The organism is Acinetobacter sp. RG5 (assembly GCF_031844265.1).
In the GTDB taxonomy this organism is placed as follows: Bacteria; Pseudomonadota; Gammaproteobacteria; order Pseudomonadales; family Moraxellaceae; genus Acinetobacter.
On the sequence record NZ_JAUZUV010000002.1, the window covers coordinates 57,195 to 76,950 of the forward strand.

Genomic DNA, 19,756 nt, shown 5'->3' on the forward strand with positions numbered 1-19,756 from the left:
TGCCTGCGCAAGAGCGTTTTTTTAAAGCTGATTCAGGAATTAGATTTTAGAAACCAATTCTGGAATTACAGTGTTCAGGTCACCGACTAACCAGTAGTCAGCGACTGCATTGATTGGTGCTTCTTCATCTTTGTTGATCGCAACGATCACTTTAGACTCTTTCATACCCGCCAAATGCTGAATCGCACCAGAGATACCTACCGCGATGTACAGGTCAGGTGCAACGATTTTACCAGTTTGACCCACTTGCATATCGTTTGGTACGAAGCCAGCATCTACCGCAGCACGTGATGCACCTTGAGCAGCACCAAGCTTGTCGGCCAATGGATCAAGGATCTTGTGATAGTTCTCACCAGAACCTACACCACGACCACCAGAAACCACAATACGCGCAGCTGTCAGTTCAGGACGTTCAGACTTTACGATTTCTTCGTTGATAAACTTAGAAATACCCGCATCACCAGTAGACGCAGCAGCTTCAACAGCAGCAGAACCGCCTTCAGCAGCTACAGCATCAAATGCTGTACCACGAACAGTCGCCAATACGATGCTTTCGCCTGATTCTACAGTCGCAATTGCGTTACCTGCATAGATCGGACGTTTGAAAGTCTTAGGACCATCTACCGCAATGATGTCAGTGATCATGCTTACGTCAAGAAGCGCAGCTGCACGTGGCAAAATGTTTTTACCAGTTGTTGTAGAAGCAGCAAGGATATGTGTATAGCCTTTACCTAATTCAGCAACAAGTTTAGCCACATTTTCAGCCAATTGGTTTGCATAAGCAGCGTCATCAGCAAGTAATACTTTGCTTACACCCGCAACTTTAGCCGCTTGGTCAGCAACTGCCTGAGCGCCAGAACCAGCAACCAATACAGTGATATCACCACCGATTTTTTGCGCTGCAGCAACAACGTTTAAAGTAGCAGCGTTTAATGCTTTGTTGTCGTGCTCAGCGATAACTAAAATACTCATGATTTTTATCCTTCTGTATTAGATCACTTTCGCTTCGTTTTTTAATTTTTCTACAAGCTCGTCTACAGACTTCACTTGTACGCCAGCTTTACGCTCTGCAGGTGATTCAACTTTCACTGTTTTCAGTTTAGTTGCAGGGTTTACACCGAAATCTGCAGGTGACTTGGTATCAAGCGGTTTTTTACGCGCTTTCATGATGTTTGGAAGTGCCGCATAACGAGGCTCGTTCAAACGCAAGTCAGTGGTAATGATTGCTGGAAGTGTCAGTTCAACAGTTTGTAAACCGCCGTCTACTTCACGTGTTACTTGTACTTTGTCGCCATCTACTTTCACTTCAGAAGCGAATGTACCTTGACCCGCACCCATTAGAGCGCCAAGCATCTGACCAACCTGATTCGAGTCATCATCAATTGCTTGCTTACCCAGAAGGATCAATTGTGGTTGTTCAGCGTCAACAACGCCTTTCAGAATTTTAGCGATTTCCAGCGCACCCAGTTGGCTGTCATCAGCTTCAACCAGAATACCGCGGTCAGCACCAAGCGCCATTGCAGAACGGATTTGTTCTTGGGCTTCTTTAGGACCAATAGAAACAACAATGATTTCTGAAACAGTTCCTTTTTCTTTTAAACGAACCGCTTCTTCCACTGCGATTTCACAGAATGGATTAATTGACATTTTAACGTTAGTTAAGTCAACACCACTGTTGTCCGGTTTAACACGAACTTTAACGTTGGCATCAACCACACGTTTTACAGCAACAAGAGCCTTCATGTAATCCTCGGCTGTTTTAGCAAATGTAAATGTTGAGAAAAGTTAGTGTAACTCTTCACTTAAATTTTTTTAGGTGCCCTATCTTGCAATGTGTACGGCATTTCGGTCAAGTCACAATTCAACAAAGAGCTGTAAAAATGCGTAATTTTCCCTGAACGATGCGTTCACAATTAATTGTTATCGTTTTATTACAATGAAATGTATCAATATTTACTTAAAATTTAACCATTGATTTATATTATTTTTTTATCTGATTACTCACATCAGAAGTTTTGATTGATCAGTTTTAATCTAAATGGATTTAAAGCAGCTTGAAGCAAAATAGCCGGAATATACCTATGTCAGCTTTTGTCATTTTGGACAGAATTCTTTTTGAGAGCGAATTAAACCCAATATAAAGACAAATTGACCAAATAATAAACCAGCGCATTGAATTCTACGCCGACAAAGTGAATATTTAATTTCAAATCTTCGCAATTATAAAAAAAAGCATACTGCGAACAGTATGCTTTTTTGCAACCCGATTAATTAATGATGAGCCAGCTTGCGGCAAGTGCCAGTAAACCACCAGAAGTTCCATCCACCCATTTTTGTTTACGTTCATCCATTTGGGTTTTCTGGCTGATTTTGCTGAATAAAATACTTAAGCCACAATACACCACAAAAATCAGACTGATAAAAATAAAGGACAGAATCAAACCTTGACTGACAGTATTGGCCGATTTATCAATAAACTGCGGCAAAATCGCAAAATAAATCAACATGCCTTTCGGATTTAACAGTGCGGTAAAAAAACCTTTTTTAATCGGATTGGCTGAGGTCTTTTTCTCAATGTTCAGCGCGTTTTTACTGAATACCGATTTGAGCAAACCAAAGGCCAGATACAGCAGATAAGCAATCCCGAGCCAGCGAATCGTTTCAAACAGCACCGGAAAAGAGACAATAATAGCCGCAATCCCGAGTGCCACCAGAATAGAATGCACCAGATAACCGCAACACACCCCTAAGGTTGCCATCATGCCTGCTTTTGCATCTTTACCCATCACTTGAGACAGGATAAATAACATATCGGGTCCAGGCGTAAAAATCAGGGGAAGCACGGTCAGTGCAAAGAGTACAAATACAGACATTTCCTTTTCCTTTCAAACTCCAGAAAGTGAAATAAGTATCTGCGATTTTTTACAAAATTGGCTTTCATTTTATTTTATAATAAGTATTATTTTTCGAATATTATTCTAATTTATGAAAATATCCACCAAGTCTGTGCGGGTAAAACTTGATCGAATTGATAAAAATATCATTCGACATTTACAGGCCAATGGCCGTATTCAGAATAATGATCTGGCACGTGAAATCGGACTTTCACCTTCGTCCTGTTTACGCCGGGTAAAATTACTGGAAGATGCAGGCGTGATTCAGAATTACACGACTATTGTCGACCAACAAAAAATTGGTTTTCAGCTGATTTTATTTTCGCGCATCTGGCTGGTCGGTCAGGATGCCGAAACCATTGATACCTTTATTGAGGCGATGAAAGAATTGCCGCAAGTGATGGAGTGCTACATTATTTTGGGAGAGAGCGATGCCATGTTGAAAGTTGTGGTACCTGATCTGGAAAGTTACCGTAAATTTCAGTCGACCCATCTGACCAAAAAAAATGGTATTACCAGTGTCAAAACAGATTTACCGAGTCAGATTATTAAACAGAGTTTCCAGCTGCCTTTAGAAGATTTATAGGCAAACTGATTTTAGACAACGACGCTATGTTCTTAATTTAAGATTTGCATAATCGTAGCTTGCTTAAACCATAACATGTGCTGCAAGCGCATAGATTGAAAGTTCTACTATAAGAAAAGGTTGCCTATAGAAGACAACCTTTTCCTCTTGAGCAAAGCCAAATCACAGGACTGAATCTTATTTTTATGTTATGTGGATGCTTCAGAATTTACTCAGTTTCTTGTGCTAAAAAATCACGATGTACATGGCTTAAATCTACCAGCTCATAGTCTGCCAATTCAAAAATTTGCCAAATTGCAATCGCATCTTCTTTTAAATCGACTGCCTGGGTCGCACGATTCGACAATTGCCATTGCAAATCAGAAATCCATAAATAGTATTGCCTAGTCGCCGCATTAAAGGCCTGAACTTTTCCATCGGCATTAATCCCTTGAATGATGGCGCCTTCAGGTAAGGTCGCTTCAAGATTGGGTAAGCTAATGTCCACAAAATGCTTGATTTGTCGCAAACCATAACCTGCGAACATTTCTTTTTGAGCTTCACTTAACTGTGCATATTTTTGCTCTATATCTGCAATTACCAGTGTGTCCATGTCACCTCCCATCGGTCAAATGCTGAGACTCTACTCAGCAATATTTCATTTTAAATATTAAATACTAGTTATTGTTATACCTGAAATGGCGCATTTAACGAATAAGACAATAGTGAAATGCTTACCCGAACGCCAATGTTCAGTTCAATTCCATTTTAAGGTTTATATATGAAAGTTTTGTGCCAAAAATACAATTTTCATGATTTTTATTCTATAACACTTGGCACATGATCAATCTTCTTTATGCTGCGCACGCGGATGGGCCTGATCATAAATCTGGGCCAGATGGTCAAAATCAACATGGGTATAAATTTGCGTGGTGGTTAAATTACTGTGTCCCAGCATTTCCTGCACGGCTCGTAAGTCCCGGCTATTCGATAACATGTGACTCGCAAAACAATGTCTTAACAAATGCGGATGTAAATCTACATTCACGCCTGCGCGCTGCGCCTGAAACTTGACCCGATTTTCAATTTGTCGTGCACCGAGCGGATTGCCTTTCTGGGTAATAAATACATTCGCCTCCGGTACAAAATCGCCATTCCATAAGGGATAGACTTGCAACCAAGCCATCACGCTGTCTTTGGCCTTGGAACCGAAAGGCATTATCCGGGTTTTATTGCCTTTACCAGTAATGCGTAATAACTGCCGGTTGAAATCAATATCTTTAATTCTCAGGCTTTGCAGTTCTGCCAGACGCAGCCCACTGGAATAAAGCAATTCTAACATCGCTTTGTCCCGGAGCCACATTTGCTGTTGTATTTCATTTTCAGGCGCAGGCTGATCAATAATTTGGTTGACGGTTTCAATATCCACCATGCCCGGCAAAGGACGCGATTGACGTTTTAACTGAAAATCATCCGCCGGATTAAAAGCCATATGCTGAGCCTGCTCGGCCCATTTCATAAACTGACGAATAGCCGAAAGCATACGTTGCAGGCTGCTAGGACTGAGCTGATGCTGTTCCACTTTTTCAGCCAGAAACTGGCGTAAATCGGTGGCTTCTACATCGTTTAAATTGAGCTGCTCACGCTGGCAAAACTCTAAAAAATCTGAGACATCACGTTCATAGGCTTGCAAGGTATGTTTGGACTGGTTTTGAATTTCACGTTCTTTCAGCCACATGTTAAGCAAGAGTTGAGGTGGGACAATCACTGCTTGCTCCATTTAGAGTTGCTCCAAATAATCTTGAATCAGCATTGCAACCTGATTTGCATGAGAGTTGGCAAAGAAATGATCTCCACCTTGGATAATATGCAATTTTGCATTTTTAAAAATTCCTGCCAAGTATTGTCCAAGCTGAACAGTACTTAAAGGATCATGATCGCCCCAGATCAGTAAGATCGGAATGTCAAGACTTTCAAGCTGAACGCGGCTAAATTCAGTTTGGTCTTGTTCAAACCAGTCCGGCGCTGTTTTAAACAGTTCACGATAATCTGTTCGCCAGTCTGCACAATGAAAAGTTTTTAAATTCAGACCACCAGATGTCGCCAACAATACCAGCCCTTTGACTTTCTGCGGATGATTGAGTGCCAACCCAACGGCCAAGACACCGCCCATAGACTGGGCAATCAGAATGGAATCATCCTCAATTTTTTCTTTCACGAATTCTTGCAGATCATACAGGTTTTGAATGGCCAAATTTGGTGCTACGCCATCAAAGCCCGGATAGGCAATGACTTGCTGATCTGGATATTTGGTTAATGCTGCCCTTAATGGCTGCCAAAAGTGCTGGCTTCCTGAAGCACCCGGCAGGAACACAAGCGTATTCATCTCATTCAAATTCTACGGTTTTTCCCATCCTAGCATAAAAAAAGCACCATCGATCAGACAGTGCTTTTTTCTCAAGCGGAACCAAGCTTAACCCTGGAAATAACGTAAATCCAGACGTCCTTCATACACGGTCGCCGTTGGTCCGGTCATCCAGACCACATCACCTTCTTTCCATTCAATTTGCAGCTTGCCGCCTGCCAGTTCAACTTCCACTTTGCTCGACAGCAGACCACGGCGCATACCTGAAATTGCGGCAGCACAGGCACCTGTACCACAAGCTAAGGTCTCGCCTACACCACGCTCGTACACACGTAAACGTGCATGTTTTTCATCAATAATCTGCATAAAGCCAGCATTGACTCGTGCCGGGAAGCGCGCATGTGATTCAACTTGTGGACCAATACGTGCGACATCAGCAGCGATCACATCCGGTACAATTGTCACCGCATGTGGATTCCCCATATTGACCACATCAATGGTCAGCTTTTCACCGCCAGCAAGATCGATGTCATACAGGCTCTCCGGCGCATCAGCCACAAATGGAATTTCCTGAGGCAGGAATTTTGGATAGCCCATATTGACCCGTACCCAACCATTCACACCCAATTCCGGCTCAACAATACCAGATTTGGTTTGCACCTTGATTTTGGTTTTGGTGGTGAGCTGACGATCATGTACAAATTTGGCAAAACAGCGCACACCATTGCCACATTGTTCCACTTCTGAACCATCGGCATTAAAAATCCGATATTTAAAGTCTGCACTTGGGACATCGGGTGGCTCAACCACCAAGAGTTGATCAAAACCAATGCCGAAGTTACGATTGGCCAAACGCTGAATGGTCAAAGTGTCTAAATAAGCACGCTGGCTGATCAGATCAACCACCATAAAGTCATTGCCCAGACCATGCATCTTGGTAAATTCTAATAACATCCTGATTTATCCTTAAGGCAATAAACGCTCACGTTCCCAAAGTGATTCAATCGTCTCACGTTCACGAATCAAATGTGCCTGATCAGCATCGACCATTACTTCAGCAGCACGACCACGGCTGTTGTAATTTGAGCTCATCACAAAACCGTATGCACCAGCGCCAAGTACAGCCAGCACATCATTTTCCTTGATCGCAAGCTCGCGCTCTTTACCGAGGAAGTCACCAGTTTCACAGATGGCACCCACCACATCCCATTCTTTTGCTTCGACATCGTTACGCGGTGTCACAGACTGAATATCCATCCATGCTTCATATAACGCAGGGCGAATCAGGTCATTCATCGCTGCATCAATGATCGCGAAATTACGGTGCTTGGTCGGCTTCAACAGATCCACTTTAGTCAGCAGCACACCCGCATTGGCAGAAATACTACGTCCCGGTTCCATATATACTTTCAAGCCCAACTTTTCTAAAGCCGGACGCAGCGCATTGGCATATTCTTCAACCGACGGCGGGGTTTCATCTTTATACTTCACGCCCAGACCGCCACCGATATCAATGTGTTTGAGGTGAATGCCCAGCTCTTTTAACTGGTCAATCATGACAATGACACGATCCAGTGCATCGACAAATGGCTGGGTTTCAGTCAACTGTGAACCGATATGGCAGTCAATCCCGACCACATCCAGATTTGGCAATGACGCCGCATATTGATAGGTTTCGAACACGCTATCCGATGGAATACCGAATTTATTTTCTTTTAAGCCCGTTGAAATATAAGGATGGGTTTTGGCATCGACATCCGGATTGACACGCAATGAAATCGGCGCTTTGATATTTAATTCAGCCGCAACCTTCTGGATACGATCCAGCTCGGCATAAGATTCCACGTTAAAGCAGGCAATGCCGACTTCCAACGCTTTTTTGATATCCGCTTCAGATTTACCCAAGCCCGAAAATACGATTTTCGATGCATCACCACCGGCTTTCAGCACACGCGCCAATTCACCACCGGTCACAATATCAAAACCGGCACCCTGTTTGGCCAATACATTCAATACCGCAAGATTAGAGTTGGACTTTACCGCAAAACAGATTTGATGGTGGATAAAATCAAAAGCACGGTCCATATCTAAAAAATGCTTTTCCAAAGTGGCTTTAGAATAAACATAGAGTGGTGTGCCGAATTGCTCCGCGAGCTGTTGTAATGAACATTGCTCAGCGTGCAATACCCCATTAATGCGGGTGAAACTCATGAAGGTATCCTTTCTGTGAAAGCGTTATGGTGTGGTTTTAACGTCTGAATCTGTAGGTGCAGCAAACTGTTGTTGCACGGGTGCCTCGCGTTTTTCATCGGACGCTTTAGGCTCAGTTTCAGTATTTTTGTATAACAGATACTTGGCACGCTTGTCGTAATTCGGATCATTCGGCAAGTGCAAAGCACCTGACTGTCCACAACCTGCAAGAACAAGACCTGTCGCTAAGATACTGATGTAGCAAATGACTTGGCGCATCTGACCACCTAATGTAATAGTTTCGATGAAGTATAACGCGATCATTCGGCATGACCCAAGCGTTAAACGCTAGAGAGTATCTTTAGACAAAAAAAAACGCCAGCAGATCGCTGACGTTTTTATTGATAAGGTTTATTTATGTTTCTGTTTATACAAACCAAAATAGCCAATGATCAGCAGGATAAACCAGATCGGACTGATCATCAGTGCCTGACGAGTATCCTCTTCCAGCGCCAAAACCACGATCATGCTCAGGAAGAAAATAATCACGACCCAACAAGTCAATAAACCACCTGGCAGCTTAAAGGTCGATTTGGCATGCAGCTCTGGACGTGTTTTGTAATACACGATATAGCTCCAGATAATGATGATCCAGACACAAATAAACAGAATCGTGGATAAAGTCGTGGCCAAGGTAAAGGCCCGAACAGTATCCGGAACGAAATACTGCAGTGCTGCACCCAGCAACAAACACACGGCAGAAAAATACAGGGCATTTGCAGGCACTGCGCGACGGTTCAAGCGACCAAAGGCAACCGGTGCCTGCTCTTCACGCGACAGGCCAAACAGCATACGACTGGTTGAGAATACGCCACTGTTCATCGATGACATCACCGAGGACAATACCACCAGGTTCATGATGATCGCAGCCGCTGCAATGCCAGCCTGACTGAACAGGTTCACAAACGGTGATACATTCGGATCAATCTGGTTCCACGGTGTCACTGACATCACAATTAGCAGTGCCAATACATAGAAAATAATGATACGGATCGGAATAGAGTTCACCGCTTTTGGTAGGTTCTTTTCCGGATCTTTGGTTTCAGCCGCGGTAGTACCCACCAGTTCCACCCCCACAAAGGCAAAGATTGCAATCTGGAAACCGGCCAGGAAGCCCATGGCACCCGTTGGGAACAAACCGCCATGCTCCCAGATATGACTAAAGGATGCGACCGTACCGGCATCATTGGTAAAGCCAGTAAACACCATCCACAGACCAACAGCAATCAGCACCACAATGGCGATAATTTTGACCAGGGCAAACCAGAACTCCATTTCACCAAACAGTTTTACCGTGACCAGATTCAACCCCATGATAAACACAATCGCGGCAACACTGATCATGACGCCTTCTTCAGGGCTAAAGGGCAAGCCATTATTGAAGAATTGCAGATAATAAATAATGGCTGACAGATCTGCGATCCCGATGGTGATCCAGCATAGCCAGTAGGTCCAGCCAACAAAGTATCCGGCCCAAGGCCCGATCAGATCCGTGGCAAAATCAATAAATGATTTATATTGTAAATTGGAGAGTAACAGCTCACCCAATGCACGCATCACCAGAAAGACCATAAAACCGATGATCATATAGATCACCAGAATCGAAGGACCTGCGAGACTGATGGTTTTACCCGAACCCATAAACAGGCCGGTTCCGATGGCGCCCCCAATGGCAATTAACTGTAGGTGCCGATTGGACAAACTCCGCTTTAATTCACCGTGCTCTGCCGACGAATTGTTATATTTTTCTGACATTATTAATTACAACTTTGAGTTTTACTCGCGACAAATTAACGTAAAAAATGCTGAATACAAAAATAAAATTTGCATCATTTGTATTTCCTGATTAATTGAAGAAGTTAATTTATTTTTCTTATATCGCTCTACAGTTACATTTCTGCTTTATTTTTGACCTGCGATATTCCAGTAATTTCTTGTCAAATTTTTAAAACTGTGTAAAAAATAGAACACTATTCAGCCAATTTATGCATTCAGGATGAATGCATCTGGCATAGCAATTGCTTTTTAATCAATACCTCGAACTACACAGACATGGATCAATAAGAAGAATTTTATGCAAAATTTACAAAGTTTAATGGAAACTTTAAGCGGCTGGGTCTGGGGCCCTTATATGCTGGTACTGATTGTCGGTACCGGGATCTTCCTTACCTTTCGTTTATTGTTCTGGCAGTTCCGCATGTTGCCTTTAGCCTTTAAACAGGTCTTTGGCAAGCACCCTGAGCATTCAGGTGATATTTCCCAATTTGCTTCATTGATGACCGCACTCTCTGCCACGATTGGTACCGGTAATATTGCCGGTGTAGCCACTGCCTGTGTTCTCGGTGGTCCGGGCGCCGTGTTCTGGATGTGGATGACTGCCCTGTTTGGTATGGCGACCAAATATGGCGAAGGTGTTCTCGCAGTCAAATACCGAGTCAAAAATGAGAAAGGTGAAATGTCCGGTGGTCCGATGTACTACATCGAGCGTGGTCTGAAATGGAAATGGCTGGCACTGATTTTCGCTTTGTTCGGGACACTGGCTTCTTTTGGGATCGGCAGTTCAGTACAGTCGAATACTGTAGCACTGGCAGTTGAAAACAGCCTGGGCATTGAAACCTGGATGACGGGGATCATTATCACTGCCTTTTCAGCACTGGTGATTCTGGGCGGAATCAAATCGATTTCCAAAGCTTCTTCTGTGATCGTGCCGATTATGGCGGTGGGTTATGTGGCTGGCGGTCTGATTATTATTTTAAATAATCTGGAACTGGTCGTGCCGGCACTAAAAATGATCTTCAGCTATGCATTTACTGGTGAAGCTGCAGTGGGCGGTGCGATTGGTGCAGCGATTCGTTATGGTGTGGCACGTGGTGTATTCTCCAACGAAGCCGGCATGGGTTCTGCGCCGATTGCTGCCGCAGCGGCAAAAACCGATCATCCGGCCCGTCAAGGTCTGGTGTCTATGACCGGTACGTTTATTGATACGATTATTGTCTGTTCAATTACCGGTATTGTTCTGGTGATGGGTTATATCATGGCCGGTAATTCATTCGGAGATCAAACCGGTGCAGTATTGACCATCAGCGCGTTTGACAAACTGTTGCCTGGGATCGGCGGCTGGATTGTGACCCTCGGGATTATTTTCTTTGCTTATTCCACCATCTTGGGTTGGAGCTACTATGGCGAGAAATGTGCCACTTATTTGCTCGGTGAGAAGTTTGTGCTGCCCTATCGCATTATTTATATCGCTTCGGTATTTATTGGCTGTGTGGCGACCCTTGATCTGGTTTGGCTCTTCGCCGATACCTTTAATGGGCTCATGGCGGTTCCAAACTTAATTGCACTATTGCTTTTATCCGGAGTGATTGCCAAGGAATCGAAAGACTTTATTGCAAGACGTAAATCTGGTGAACTTTATTAATTGATAAGTTATTTAACTACTCAACTTAAATAGTAAAGAGCCACGTCAATCGTGGCTTTTTATGCTTCATCTTTTCCATTCTTCATCATGAAAATTTAGCAACGTAAACCACTACAAGCCAGCTTGTCCCACTCAGATTCAAGCTCCAACGCTAGTCCTAAAGATAAAACAAAAAACTGAATGCCTTTAATTTTCATATTGCCCTGTTCATCTTCCAGATACCCACTCAATTTTTGATAGGTTTTATGATGCAGATCAAAAGGTACATCCAGATAAAGACCACCCAGGTAGATTTCACTATGGACGGTTTGATCCACACCTAAACACGGCATATAGACAATGCCCTGTTGCTCTAGCCAGCCGATCAACATTTGGCGAACCGAGTTTGCGTCCCGATCTGGATGGACATAATGATCAAAATGCACAAACAGCACATCACGGTTTTTTTCACGTGCGATCGCATCAATATGTTTCAGCAATTGTGACAAGATCTGTTCCATTCCAGCATAACAAGATGGGCATTATAGACGGCGTTGACGCATAGCATTCAAATCAGCATAAATAAAAACGACAAGCCTTGTCGTAAAAACTATGATTTTTCAGGTGAAAGGCTTGGTTTTCTATAGCATTCACCGCTATGCTGTCACTCAATTTCAATCGCTACATCTTCAAATATGGCTAAAGCAAAAAGTGTGTATCGTTGTGAACAGTGTGGTGCCGATCATCCAAAATGGTCGGGGCAGTGTTCTGAATGCGGGGAATGGAACAGCCTGGTTGAGGTGACCATTGCACCGGCAGTGACGCATCGCGCCCAGCCAAAAATCGGTGGTGGATATGCAGGCCAGGCGTCCAGCATCACGACTTTAAATCAGGTTTCAGTCTCTCATGAAACCCGTCTGCCGACGGGGATCAGCGAATTTGACCGGGTCTTGGGTGGCGGACTGGTGACCGGTTCGGTGGTCTTGATCGGCGGTGATCCCGGGATTGGTAAATCTACCATCTTGCTACAAACAGCCACGCACATGGCATCTGCCAAAAATCCAGCCCTGTATGTGACCGGTGAGGAATCCTTGTCTCAGGTGGCTTTACGTGCCCAGCGTCTGGATCTGCCGACCGATCAGCTCAAAGTCATGGCAGAAACCTGTGTCGAACGTATTTGTGAAGTGCTGGCCCAGCAACGTCCTGCGGTGGCCATTTTGGACTCGATCCAAACCCTGTATACCGAGACCCTACAATCTGCACCGGGTGGTGTCTCACAGATTCGTGAATCAGCGGCTCTGCTGACCCGTTTTGCCAAAAATAGCGGTACATCTTTATTCTTGGTCGGTCATGTGACCAAAGAAGGCGCCTTGGCAGGTCCGCGCGTACTGGAACATATGGTCGACTGTGTGCTGTATTTTGAAGGCCAATCGGATTCACGTTACCGGATGATTCGAGCGGTCAAAAACCGTTTTGGTGCAGTCAATGAACTCGGTGTGTTCGGCATGACCGATAAAGGTCTACGCGAAGTTTCCAATCCTTCAGCCATCTTTTTAAGCCGTTATGATGAAGCGATTCCCGGTTCAATTGTAATGATCAGCCGTGAAGGTACGCGCCCGCTTCTGGTTGAAGTTCAGGCACTGGTCGATGATGCACATGGCCAACCAAGACGTGTAGCACTTGGCCTGGATCAGAACCGCTTGAATATGCTCCTTGCAGTCATGCATCGGCATGGTGGTGTGCAAACCTCCGGCCAGGATGTTTATGTCAATATCGTCGGTGGGTTGAAAATTACCGAAACCGGTTCGGATCTGGCGGTACTTCTCGCCTGCGCTTCTAGTATTCGTGGCAAAGCCTTACCGCAACAGCTGGCGGTTTTTGGGGAAGTCGGACTGTCTGGAGAGATTCGCCCTGTGCCGAACGGCCAGGAGCGCCTAAAAGAAGCGATCAAGCATGGTTTTAAATACATTATTGTCCCTCGCGGCAATGCACCGCAAAAATCCATCGAGGGCGTGCAAATTATTGCAGTTGCGCGTTTACATGAAGCCTTGAGCGAGGCAATGGCGCTGAGTGATGAACTCAATTAACTGTAAACCGGCTCATTTCGTACAAAGAGCAAAAAAATACAGATTTTTGATTGAAATTCCACACAAAGCCTATATAAATAGACTGTACAAACAGGTTTTATTCTCATAGGAAAAATGAATGGAAGTTCGACAGCGCGGTTTGATCACAGGTATCTTGACAGCAGTTTTATTGGTTGCGCCTTTTGCAGCTGAAGCAAAACGTGCCGGTGGCGGTAAAAGTCACGGCATGCAACGTTCTGCACAACCTACTCAATCTTATCAACAACCTCGTCAAGCTGCGCCTGCTCAACAAGCGCCAGTTGCCGGTGCTGCAACCCAGCAAAAATCCGGTCCGGGTGTCGGCGGCATGGTTGCTGCGGGTGTAGCGGGTGCCGCAATTGGTGCAGTCGCTGCCAATGCCTTGGCGGATGATCAAAGTGTAGCAGCATCTGAAGCTCAGGCTGCTCAAGCCGAAGAGGAAAAAGGTGGTATTCCAGGCTGGATCTGGATCCTTCTTGCTGCTGCTGTTGCCTTCTTCATTTTCCGTAAGATGGGCGCAAAAAAAAAAGTAGCTTCTAACCCATACGCACCAAATAGCGGTGCTGGTAATACAGCACCTTTTGGTCAGGCACCGACTGCACCTCGCGGTGGTGACAGTACCAATATTTTTGGTCAGAATGTGGGTGGTCAAACGTCAAGCAACAATGCTCCGTTCGGTTCTGCTCCGGTAAATAACGCGCCTTTTGGTGCAGCTTATACCCAAAGTGGCAGCCAGTTATCGGATGGTACTGAACCTGCAGCATTCTTGCGTGTAGCGCGTCAGCGTTTTAACCATATTCAGTCCATGAATACAGCAAGCAACATTTCTGAAATTCAGCGTTATCTGACTCCTGAACTTTATCAGTCAATGTATAACGACATCATGAGCAATCAGGATCAGGATGTTGCCGAGTTTTCAAATCTGAATGCGATGGTCGTCGACTCATCGACTGACAATGGCCAGTATATTGTCAGCGTACGCTTTACAGGTACGGTAAGCGAAGACTTAAACAGCTTGCCGCAACCGTTCGCAGAAATCTGGCATTTCACCAAACCAGCAGGTTCAAATCAGGACTGGGTGGTTGCAGGTATTCAGCAAGACTAATCGTGAATAAATGAAGTTTAGACAGCGGCCTTCGAGCCGCTGTTTTTATTTGTAAGCCTTACATTTTGATCTTTTTTAATTTCCTTCCCCCTCTCTTTTTTAACTTAACTTCCAGTTTTACTTATTTTTCATATAAATAGTTCAACAACCCATATTTAAAATCTAAACAATAATTGTTATCATTATCATTAATTACTTCATAAGTTTGTAAATAGAATTTTCGATGATGAATAGTCCGAATATGCAAGCCATAGCGACTGGAACAGTTACTGCACCGAAACCATCAAGCAAAAATAAAGTCAAAGCAAATATGCTGGCTTATCGTGGGATGATTTTATATCGCTTTATTCTGGCGGGTGCTGGCGGTTATCTACTGGCTACACTGGCAACGATCGTGATTGCCCAGCTTTTTATCGACAGTGGAAGCAGTGCAGCCATGTCCGCCACCCTGATTGGCTTTAGCTTGAATGCTGCTGCATTTATCTGGGTATTTATGGTGAATAAGACGCTCAAAGCTACGCTCGGGATCGCGATTCCCGGTGTTTTACTCTATATCGCCTATAAGCTTTTAGGAAATTGAGATGAGAGTAGATGCAAAACCCGAAGGTCCACGCCAGTCGATGTCGTGGTTGCATACCTGGGCCAGTCTGATTTTAGGCTGGCTTTTATATGCGATTTTCTTGACCGGAACCTTAAGCTTTTTCCAGAACGAAATTACCGTCTGGATGAAACCGGAATTTCATCAGTCAGTTCCACCAAAGACTCAAATCGAACAAACCCGTGTGGCACTGGCTTATCTGCAACAGCACCATCCGCATGCCGGCAGCTGGGCAATCCAGCTTCCTAACTCACGCCAAAATACTACCACCCTGACTATTCGTAGTGCCAGCGAAGATCCACGTGCCCGTCGTGGCGGTACCCGCGTGACGATTGACAGCGCCACGGGCGAAGTTTTGCAAGCGCGTGAAACACGTGGCGGTTCCTTCCTATACCGTTTCCACTTTGAATTGTATGGTTTGCCAAGAATTTGGGCGCGCTGGATTGTCGGCATTGCGACCCTGCTCATGCTGGTGGCAATCATCAGCGGTGTCATTACCCATAAGAAAATTTTCAAGGATTTTTTTACTTTCCGTCCCGGCAAAGGTCAGCGTTCCTGGTTGGATGCACACAATGCTACTGCGGTATTTGCCCTGCCCTTTCACATCATGATTACCTTCAGTGGCTTATTATTATTGCTGTTTACCCTGATGCCTTGGGGCGTAAACCAGATTTATGAAAATCGAGGTGCATTTCTGCAAGATCAACGCAAGAGTTTGGTTCAAGACAACAGTATTCAAGCTGAATCCCGTGAAGGCCGTAGTGAGAGTAAAGAACGTCGACCGCAAGCTGAGAGAGAAAATCGTGGCGAGCGCGGTGAAATGTCTGCACGTGGTGAAAGTCGCCGCTCTCGTGATGAAATGCAAGCTGCATCTCCTGCACCGTTAACCGATCTGGCTCCGATCTTGGCAACAGCCGAAAAAGAATGGAAAAATAATCCAGTTGGCACGATTACTATCATCCAGCCAAATACCCTAAAAGCAGAAATTGAGCTTCGTGCCTTAAACGGAGTCAGCGTAGCTTATCGTAATGTTTATCCGAGCCTTGCTTTCAATGGTGTGACCGGTGATTTAGAGCCGGATCAAACCACCCTGAAAACGCCTTCAATCGCAAATGGTATTTATAATGTATTCACCACATTGCATGAAGCACGGGGCGTGGATCTGGCTTTACGCTGGTTATTGTTCATGTCAGGTGTGGTCGGTACACTAATGATTGCGACTGGTCTAATTCTATGGTGTGTCAAACGTGCGCCACAACAACAGAAGCAAGGCTATAAATCCTTTGGCTATCGCGTGGTTGAAGTCACCAATATCGCTGCCATTATTGGTTTACCGATTGCCTGTGCTGCCTATTTTTATGCCAACCGTTTTATTCCGGCAGACATGGACATGCGTCTGAACTGGGAAATTCGTAGCTTCTTTATTGTCTGGTTGCTGACTTTACTGTATGCCATGATTCGCACTCATCATCAGGCCTGGCTGGAACTATTACTGCTCGCCACTGCTGCATTTGCCTTGCTGCCAATTGTGAACTTCTTGACCGGTGGTCAAGCGATCTGGAACACCATTATGCATGGTCAATGGGTCATTACTTCTTTTGATCTGGCGATGTGGGTGCTTGCGATCTTGTTCTGGTTTTCATTTAAAAAAGTGAAAAACCATAAAGGCTTACCCTCTAAAAAAGCCAAGGCTGCTCTCAAGGAGAATCAGGCATGATGTTCTTCTTATTGATTTGGGCTTTAACTTCACTGGGTTTCTTTGCACTTGCAATGTCGATGTCCAAACATCAAAAACAGATTTTTGACACAGAACTCAACCCTAAAAAAACACAACTTGCGACTATTCTGGGTTGGGTATTGCTCATAATTGCCCTGATTCTGTGTCTGTTAACAGGATTTGCCAGCAATATGATCAGTTACTGGCTGGGTAGTCTGACTTTTGCAGCACTGGTGGTCGGTTTAAGTCTGAGCTATCTGGCAAGTAGAATTAAAGTGATCGTAATGTTCTGTGTGTTCATCGCTTCGATCTCAGGGATTATTTGCTTGATCTAATCATTTGATTGACCAATCTCTTTAAAAAGCTGGCCTTCGGATTGGCTTTTTTGCTTTAAACCTTTTAGTCTACGCACAATATTTTTGAGATGTTGATATGACCCAGCGTGTTTCTCCCTCTGCTGTCCTGACCAATCTTGCCTTAGCCGGTAATGCTGAAGCGCAATTTGAACTGGCTGAGCTGTATATGCAAAGCGAGCATGATGATGACATCATTCTGGCTGAAGAATGGGCATTGAAAGCTGCCAACGGCGGGCTGGTGGATGCAATGTACTGGTTAGGTGAAGGTTATACCGTTTATGCCAAAGAATTAGCAGAAGAAGATCCGGAAGAATCCAAAGCTCACTTTGAGTTAGCCTATTACTGGTTAAGCAAGGCCAATATCGAGAAGCACCCTGCTGCGACTTTAGAGCTGGCCGGTTTCTACCGTCGTGGTGATGTGATTGAAAAAGATGTAGAGAAATCGATTTCTTTAGTCAAACAGGCTGCGGAATGGGGCGAAGTTCAGGCCATGCGCGATCTTGCTTTTATTTATGCGAACGGTTTAGGTGTAGATGGCGATGAAGAACTAGCTGAGTTCTGGACCCAAAAAGCGGATGCTGCTGAGCAAGAAGCTAAATAAAACGAAAAGCCCGTCAAATGATGGGCTTTTTTAAACGCATAATCATGACGATAAAATTAAATATCGTGCTTATTCCCCTGTGAGGCGGGAGAATCAAAAAAAGAATAAATAGAAAATATTCGATTTTAATGCCTACAGGCTGACAGGCTTTTGATCAACTAAAAACTCAAAACTTAGAAAACAATTAATATTATCTTTTTTCAACTTGGCTCATTCATAGAATCCAAGTACAATACTGCGCTAGTCGAGGGATGCTGCGACGTTTTACAGGCACTAAATGTAAAATCGCTAGGCTCGACCATCGGTCAGACATTCGTTCTGATCAACAACGGCATCCGCGAACAGAACGATCCAATCTATTTTTTCCTAGGAGATCCTGATGAACGCGGTTACTGCTTCATTTACAGATTATAAAGTTGCTGATATTTCACTTGCTGATTACGGCCGTAAAGAAATTAAACTTGCTGAAGCTGAAATGCCAGCCCTAATGGGTCTGCGTAAACGCTACTCAGCAGCAAAACCGCTTGCAGGCGCGAAAATTCTCGGCTGTATCCACATGACCATTCAAACTGCCGTTTTAATTGAAACGCTGGTTGAATTGGGTGCAGAAGTTCGCTGGACTTCATGTAACATCTTCTCAACTCAAGACCATGCTGCTGCTGCAATCGCTGCTGCGGGCATTCCTGTATTTGCTTGGAAAGGCGAAACTGAAGAAGAATACATGTGGTGTCTTGAACAACAAATCAATGTAAATGGCACGCCTTGGGATGCCAACATGATTCTTGACGATGGCGGTGACTTAACGCTACTTGTTCATGAAAAATATCCAGAAGTGATTGCAAAAATTCACGGTGTAACTGAAGAAACAACGACAGGTGTTCAACGTCTGTACGAAATGCTTCGTGATGGCACTTTAAAAGTTCCTGCAATCAACGTAAACGATTCAGTAACCAAGTCTAAAAACGACAACAAATACGGTTGCCGTCACTCACTGAACGATGCAATCAAACGTGGTACAGATATGCTTTTATCTGGCCGTCGTGCGCTTGTAATCGGTTACGGTGACGTAGGTAAAGGTTCTGCACAATCCCTTCGTCAAGAAGGCATGATTGTACGCGTAACTGAAGTTGACCCAATCTGTGCAATGCAAGCATGCATGGACGGTTATGAAGTTGTATCTCCATACAAAAATGGCGTGCAAACTGGCAAGAAAGAAGACATCAATGTTGACCTTCTTCAAAACACTGACCTTATCGTAACTACAACAGGTAACTACCACGTATGTGACGCTGCAATGCTTGATTCATTAAAAGCTGGTGCAGTTGTTTGTAACATCGGTCACTTTGATACTGAAATTGATACAGCTTACCTACGTGGCTACAAGTGGGTTGAAGTTAAACCTCAAGTACACCAGGTGTATCGTTCAGAAAATGAAAATGATTACCTGATCCTTCTTTCTGAAGGCCGTTTGGTGAACCTTGGTAATGCGACTGGTCACCCATCACGTATTATGGATGGTTCATTTGCCAACCAGGTATTGGGTCAAATGCATTTATTCGCTGAGAAATTTGCTGATCTTCCAGAATCTGAAAAAGCTGCACAAATTCGTGTAGAACTTCTTCCTAAGAAATTAGATGAAGAAGTTGCTGCTGCGATGGTTGCTGGTTTCGGTGGTGTCTTGACTCAATTGACTCAAGAACAAGCGGATTACTTAGGCGTTCAAGTTGAAGGTCCATTCAAGTCTGATGCTTATAAATACTAATTTTTGTTTTTACCTCTCCCTAGCCCTCTCCTAAAAGG

Annotated in this window: 20 protein-coding genes; 9 read left to right on the forward strand and 11 right to left on the reverse strand. The window is 44.3% G+C overall.

Translation table 11 applies throughout. The features are described from left to right. Nucleotides 1-39: 39 nt before the first annotated feature. The 3 genes from Q9R21_RS02925 to Q9R21_RS02935 all read right to left on the reverse strand — a co-directional run bounded on the left by Q9R21_RS02925 (nucleotide 40) and on the right by Q9R21_RS02935 (nucleotide 2,873). On the reverse strand, nucleotides 40-972 hold the full coding sequence (locus tag Q9R21_RS02925; protein WP_005252481.1) for an FAD-binding protein: 933 nt from the start codon (nucleotides 970-972) through the stop codon (nucleotides 40-42). Nucleotides 973-990: 18 nt separating this feature from the next. Beyond that, nucleotides 991-1,743 carry an electron transfer flavoprotein subunit beta/FixA family protein gene (locus tag Q9R21_RS02930; protein ID WP_004731799.1) on the reverse strand — a complete coding sequence of 251 codons (753 nt, stop codon included), beginning with the start codon at nucleotides 1,741-1,743 and terminating at the stop codon, nucleotides 991-993. 524 nt (nucleotides 1,744-2,267) lie between these two features. Then, nucleotides 2,268-2,873 carry a LysE family translocator gene (locus Q9R21_RS02935; protein ID WP_005252483.1) on the reverse strand — a complete coding sequence of 202 codons (606 nt, stop codon included), beginning with the start codon at nucleotides 2,871-2,873 and terminating at the stop codon, nucleotides 2,268-2,270. A gap of 112 nt (nucleotides 2,874-2,985) precedes the next feature. Here Q9R21_RS02935 and Q9R21_RS02940 point away from each other — a divergent pair, with 112 nt between their 5' ends. Then, on the forward strand, nucleotides 2,986-3,480 hold the full coding sequence (locus tag Q9R21_RS02940; protein WP_004645712.1) for an Lrp/AsnC family transcriptional regulator: 495 nt from the start codon (nucleotides 2,986-2,988) through the stop codon (nucleotides 3,478-3,480). A gap of 208 nt (nucleotides 3,481-3,688) precedes the next feature. Here Q9R21_RS02940 and Q9R21_RS02945 read toward each other — a convergent pair whose 3' ends face one another. From Q9R21_RS02945 to Q9R21_RS02975, 7 genes are all read right to left on the reverse strand, one after another. Beyond that, entirely contained in the window at nucleotides 3,689-4,072 is a 384-nt protein-coding gene (locus Q9R21_RS02945) for a hypothetical protein (RefSeq protein WP_004645713.1), read from the reverse strand. A 231-nt stretch (nucleotides 4,073-4,303) separates the two neighbouring features. Then, on the reverse strand, nucleotides 4,304-5,239 hold the full coding sequence (gene xerA, locus Q9R21_RS02950) for a site-specific tyrosine recombinase/integron integrase (RefSeq protein WP_311203696.1): 936 nt from the start codon (nucleotides 5,237-5,239) through the stop codon (nucleotides 4,304-4,306). Further along, nucleotides 5,240-5,845: an alpha/beta hydrolase gene (locus tag Q9R21_RS02955; RefSeq protein ID WP_311203697.1), complete on the reverse strand. Its 606-nt coding sequence runs from the start codon at nucleotides 5,843-5,845 to the stop codon at nucleotides 5,240-5,242. A gap of 87 nt (nucleotides 5,846-5,932) precedes the next feature. Beyond that, nucleotides 5,933-6,778, reverse strand: coding sequence for a diaminopimelate epimerase (gene dapF, locus Q9R21_RS02960; protein WP_311203698.1), 846 nt, complete (start codon nucleotides 6,776-6,778; stop codon nucleotides 5,933-5,935). Between the two features lie 12 nt (nucleotides 6,779-6,790). Then, the gene (gene lysA, locus Q9R21_RS02965) at nucleotides 6,791-8,035 is read right to left on the reverse strand and encodes a diaminopimelate decarboxylase (protein ID WP_311203699.1); all 1,245 of its coding nucleotides are present in this window, start codon (nucleotides 8,033-8,035) and stop codon (nucleotides 6,791-6,793) included. A gap of 24 nt (nucleotides 8,036-8,059) precedes the next feature. Then, nucleotides 8,060-8,293, reverse strand: coding sequence for an LPS translocon maturation chaperone LptM (locus Q9R21_RS02970; RefSeq protein ID WP_005247664.1), 234 nt, complete (start codon nucleotides 8,291-8,293; stop codon nucleotides 8,060-8,062). A 132-nt stretch (nucleotides 8,294-8,425) separates the two neighbouring features. Continuing rightward, nucleotides 8,426-9,829: an amino acid permease gene (locus Q9R21_RS02975; RefSeq protein ID WP_311203700.1), complete on the reverse strand. Its 1,404-nt coding sequence runs from the start codon at nucleotides 9,827-9,829 to the stop codon at nucleotides 8,426-8,428. Between the two features lie 319 nt (nucleotides 9,830-10,148). On the opposite strand from Q9R21_RS02975, the gene Q9R21_RS02980 reads away from it, so the two are divergent. Next, nucleotides 10,149-11,495 (forward strand): sodium:alanine symporter family protein, encoded by a 1,347-nt coding sequence (locus Q9R21_RS02980; RefSeq protein WP_311203701.1) that lies wholly within the window; start codon nucleotides 10,149-10,151, stop codon nucleotides 11,493-11,495. Between the two features lie 95 nt (nucleotides 11,496-11,590). On the opposite strand, the gene Q9R21_RS02985 is transcribed toward Q9R21_RS02980, so the two are convergent. Continuing rightward, nucleotides 11,591-11,995 carry a hypothetical protein gene (locus tag Q9R21_RS02985; RefSeq protein WP_004645721.1) on the reverse strand — a complete coding sequence of 135 codons (405 nt, stop codon included), beginning with the start codon at nucleotides 11,993-11,995 and terminating at the stop codon, nucleotides 11,591-11,593. A 174-nt stretch (nucleotides 11,996-12,169) separates the two neighbouring features. Here Q9R21_RS02985 and radA point away from each other — a divergent pair, with 174 nt between their 5' ends. The 7 genes from radA to ahcY all read left to right on the forward strand — a co-directional run bounded on the left by radA (nucleotide 12,170) and on the right by ahcY (nucleotide 19,718). After that, nucleotides 12,170-13,561: a DNA repair protein RadA gene (gene radA / locus Q9R21_RS02990; protein WP_004731817.1), complete on the forward strand. Its 1,392-nt coding sequence runs from the start codon at nucleotides 12,170-12,172 to the stop codon at nucleotides 13,559-13,561. 118 nt (nucleotides 13,562-13,679) lie between these two features. After that, nucleotides 13,680-14,684 carry a TIM44-like domain-containing protein gene (locus Q9R21_RS02995; RefSeq protein WP_311203702.1) on the forward strand — a complete coding sequence of 335 codons (1,005 nt, stop codon included), beginning with the start codon at nucleotides 13,680-13,682 and terminating at the stop codon, nucleotides 14,682-14,684. 223 nt (nucleotides 14,685-14,907) lie between these two features. Next, nucleotides 14,908-15,264 (forward strand): hypothetical protein, encoded by a 357-nt coding sequence (locus Q9R21_RS03000; RefSeq protein ID WP_005106369.1) that lies wholly within the window; start codon nucleotides 14,908-14,910, stop codon nucleotides 15,262-15,264. A gap of 1 nt (nucleotide 15,265) precedes the next feature. After that, a complete protein-coding gene (locus Q9R21_RS03005; RefSeq protein WP_311203703.1) occupies nucleotides 15,266-16,999 on the forward strand; it encodes a PepSY-associated TM helix domain-containing protein in 1,734 nt (577 codons plus the stop codon). Continuing rightward, nucleotides 16,996-17,334 (forward strand): DUF3325 domain-containing protein, encoded by a 339-nt coding sequence (locus Q9R21_RS03010; RefSeq protein WP_311203704.1) that lies wholly within the window; start codon nucleotides 16,996-16,998, stop codon nucleotides 17,332-17,334. Before Q9R21_RS03005 ends, Q9R21_RS03010 begins: the two co-directional genes overlap by 4 nt. Before the next feature lie 97 nt (nucleotides 17,335-17,431). Then, nucleotides 17,432-17,956, forward strand: coding sequence for a tetratricopeptide repeat protein (locus tag Q9R21_RS03015; RefSeq protein WP_168386981.1), 525 nt, complete (start codon nucleotides 17,432-17,434; stop codon nucleotides 17,954-17,956). Between the two features lie 379 nt (nucleotides 17,957-18,335). Next, entirely contained in the window at nucleotides 18,336-19,718 is a 1,383-nt protein-coding gene (ahcY, locus tag Q9R21_RS03020; RefSeq protein WP_004645731.1) for an adenosylhomocysteinase, read from the forward strand. The last annotated feature ends 38 nt before the right edge of the window (nucleotides 19,719-19,756 follow it).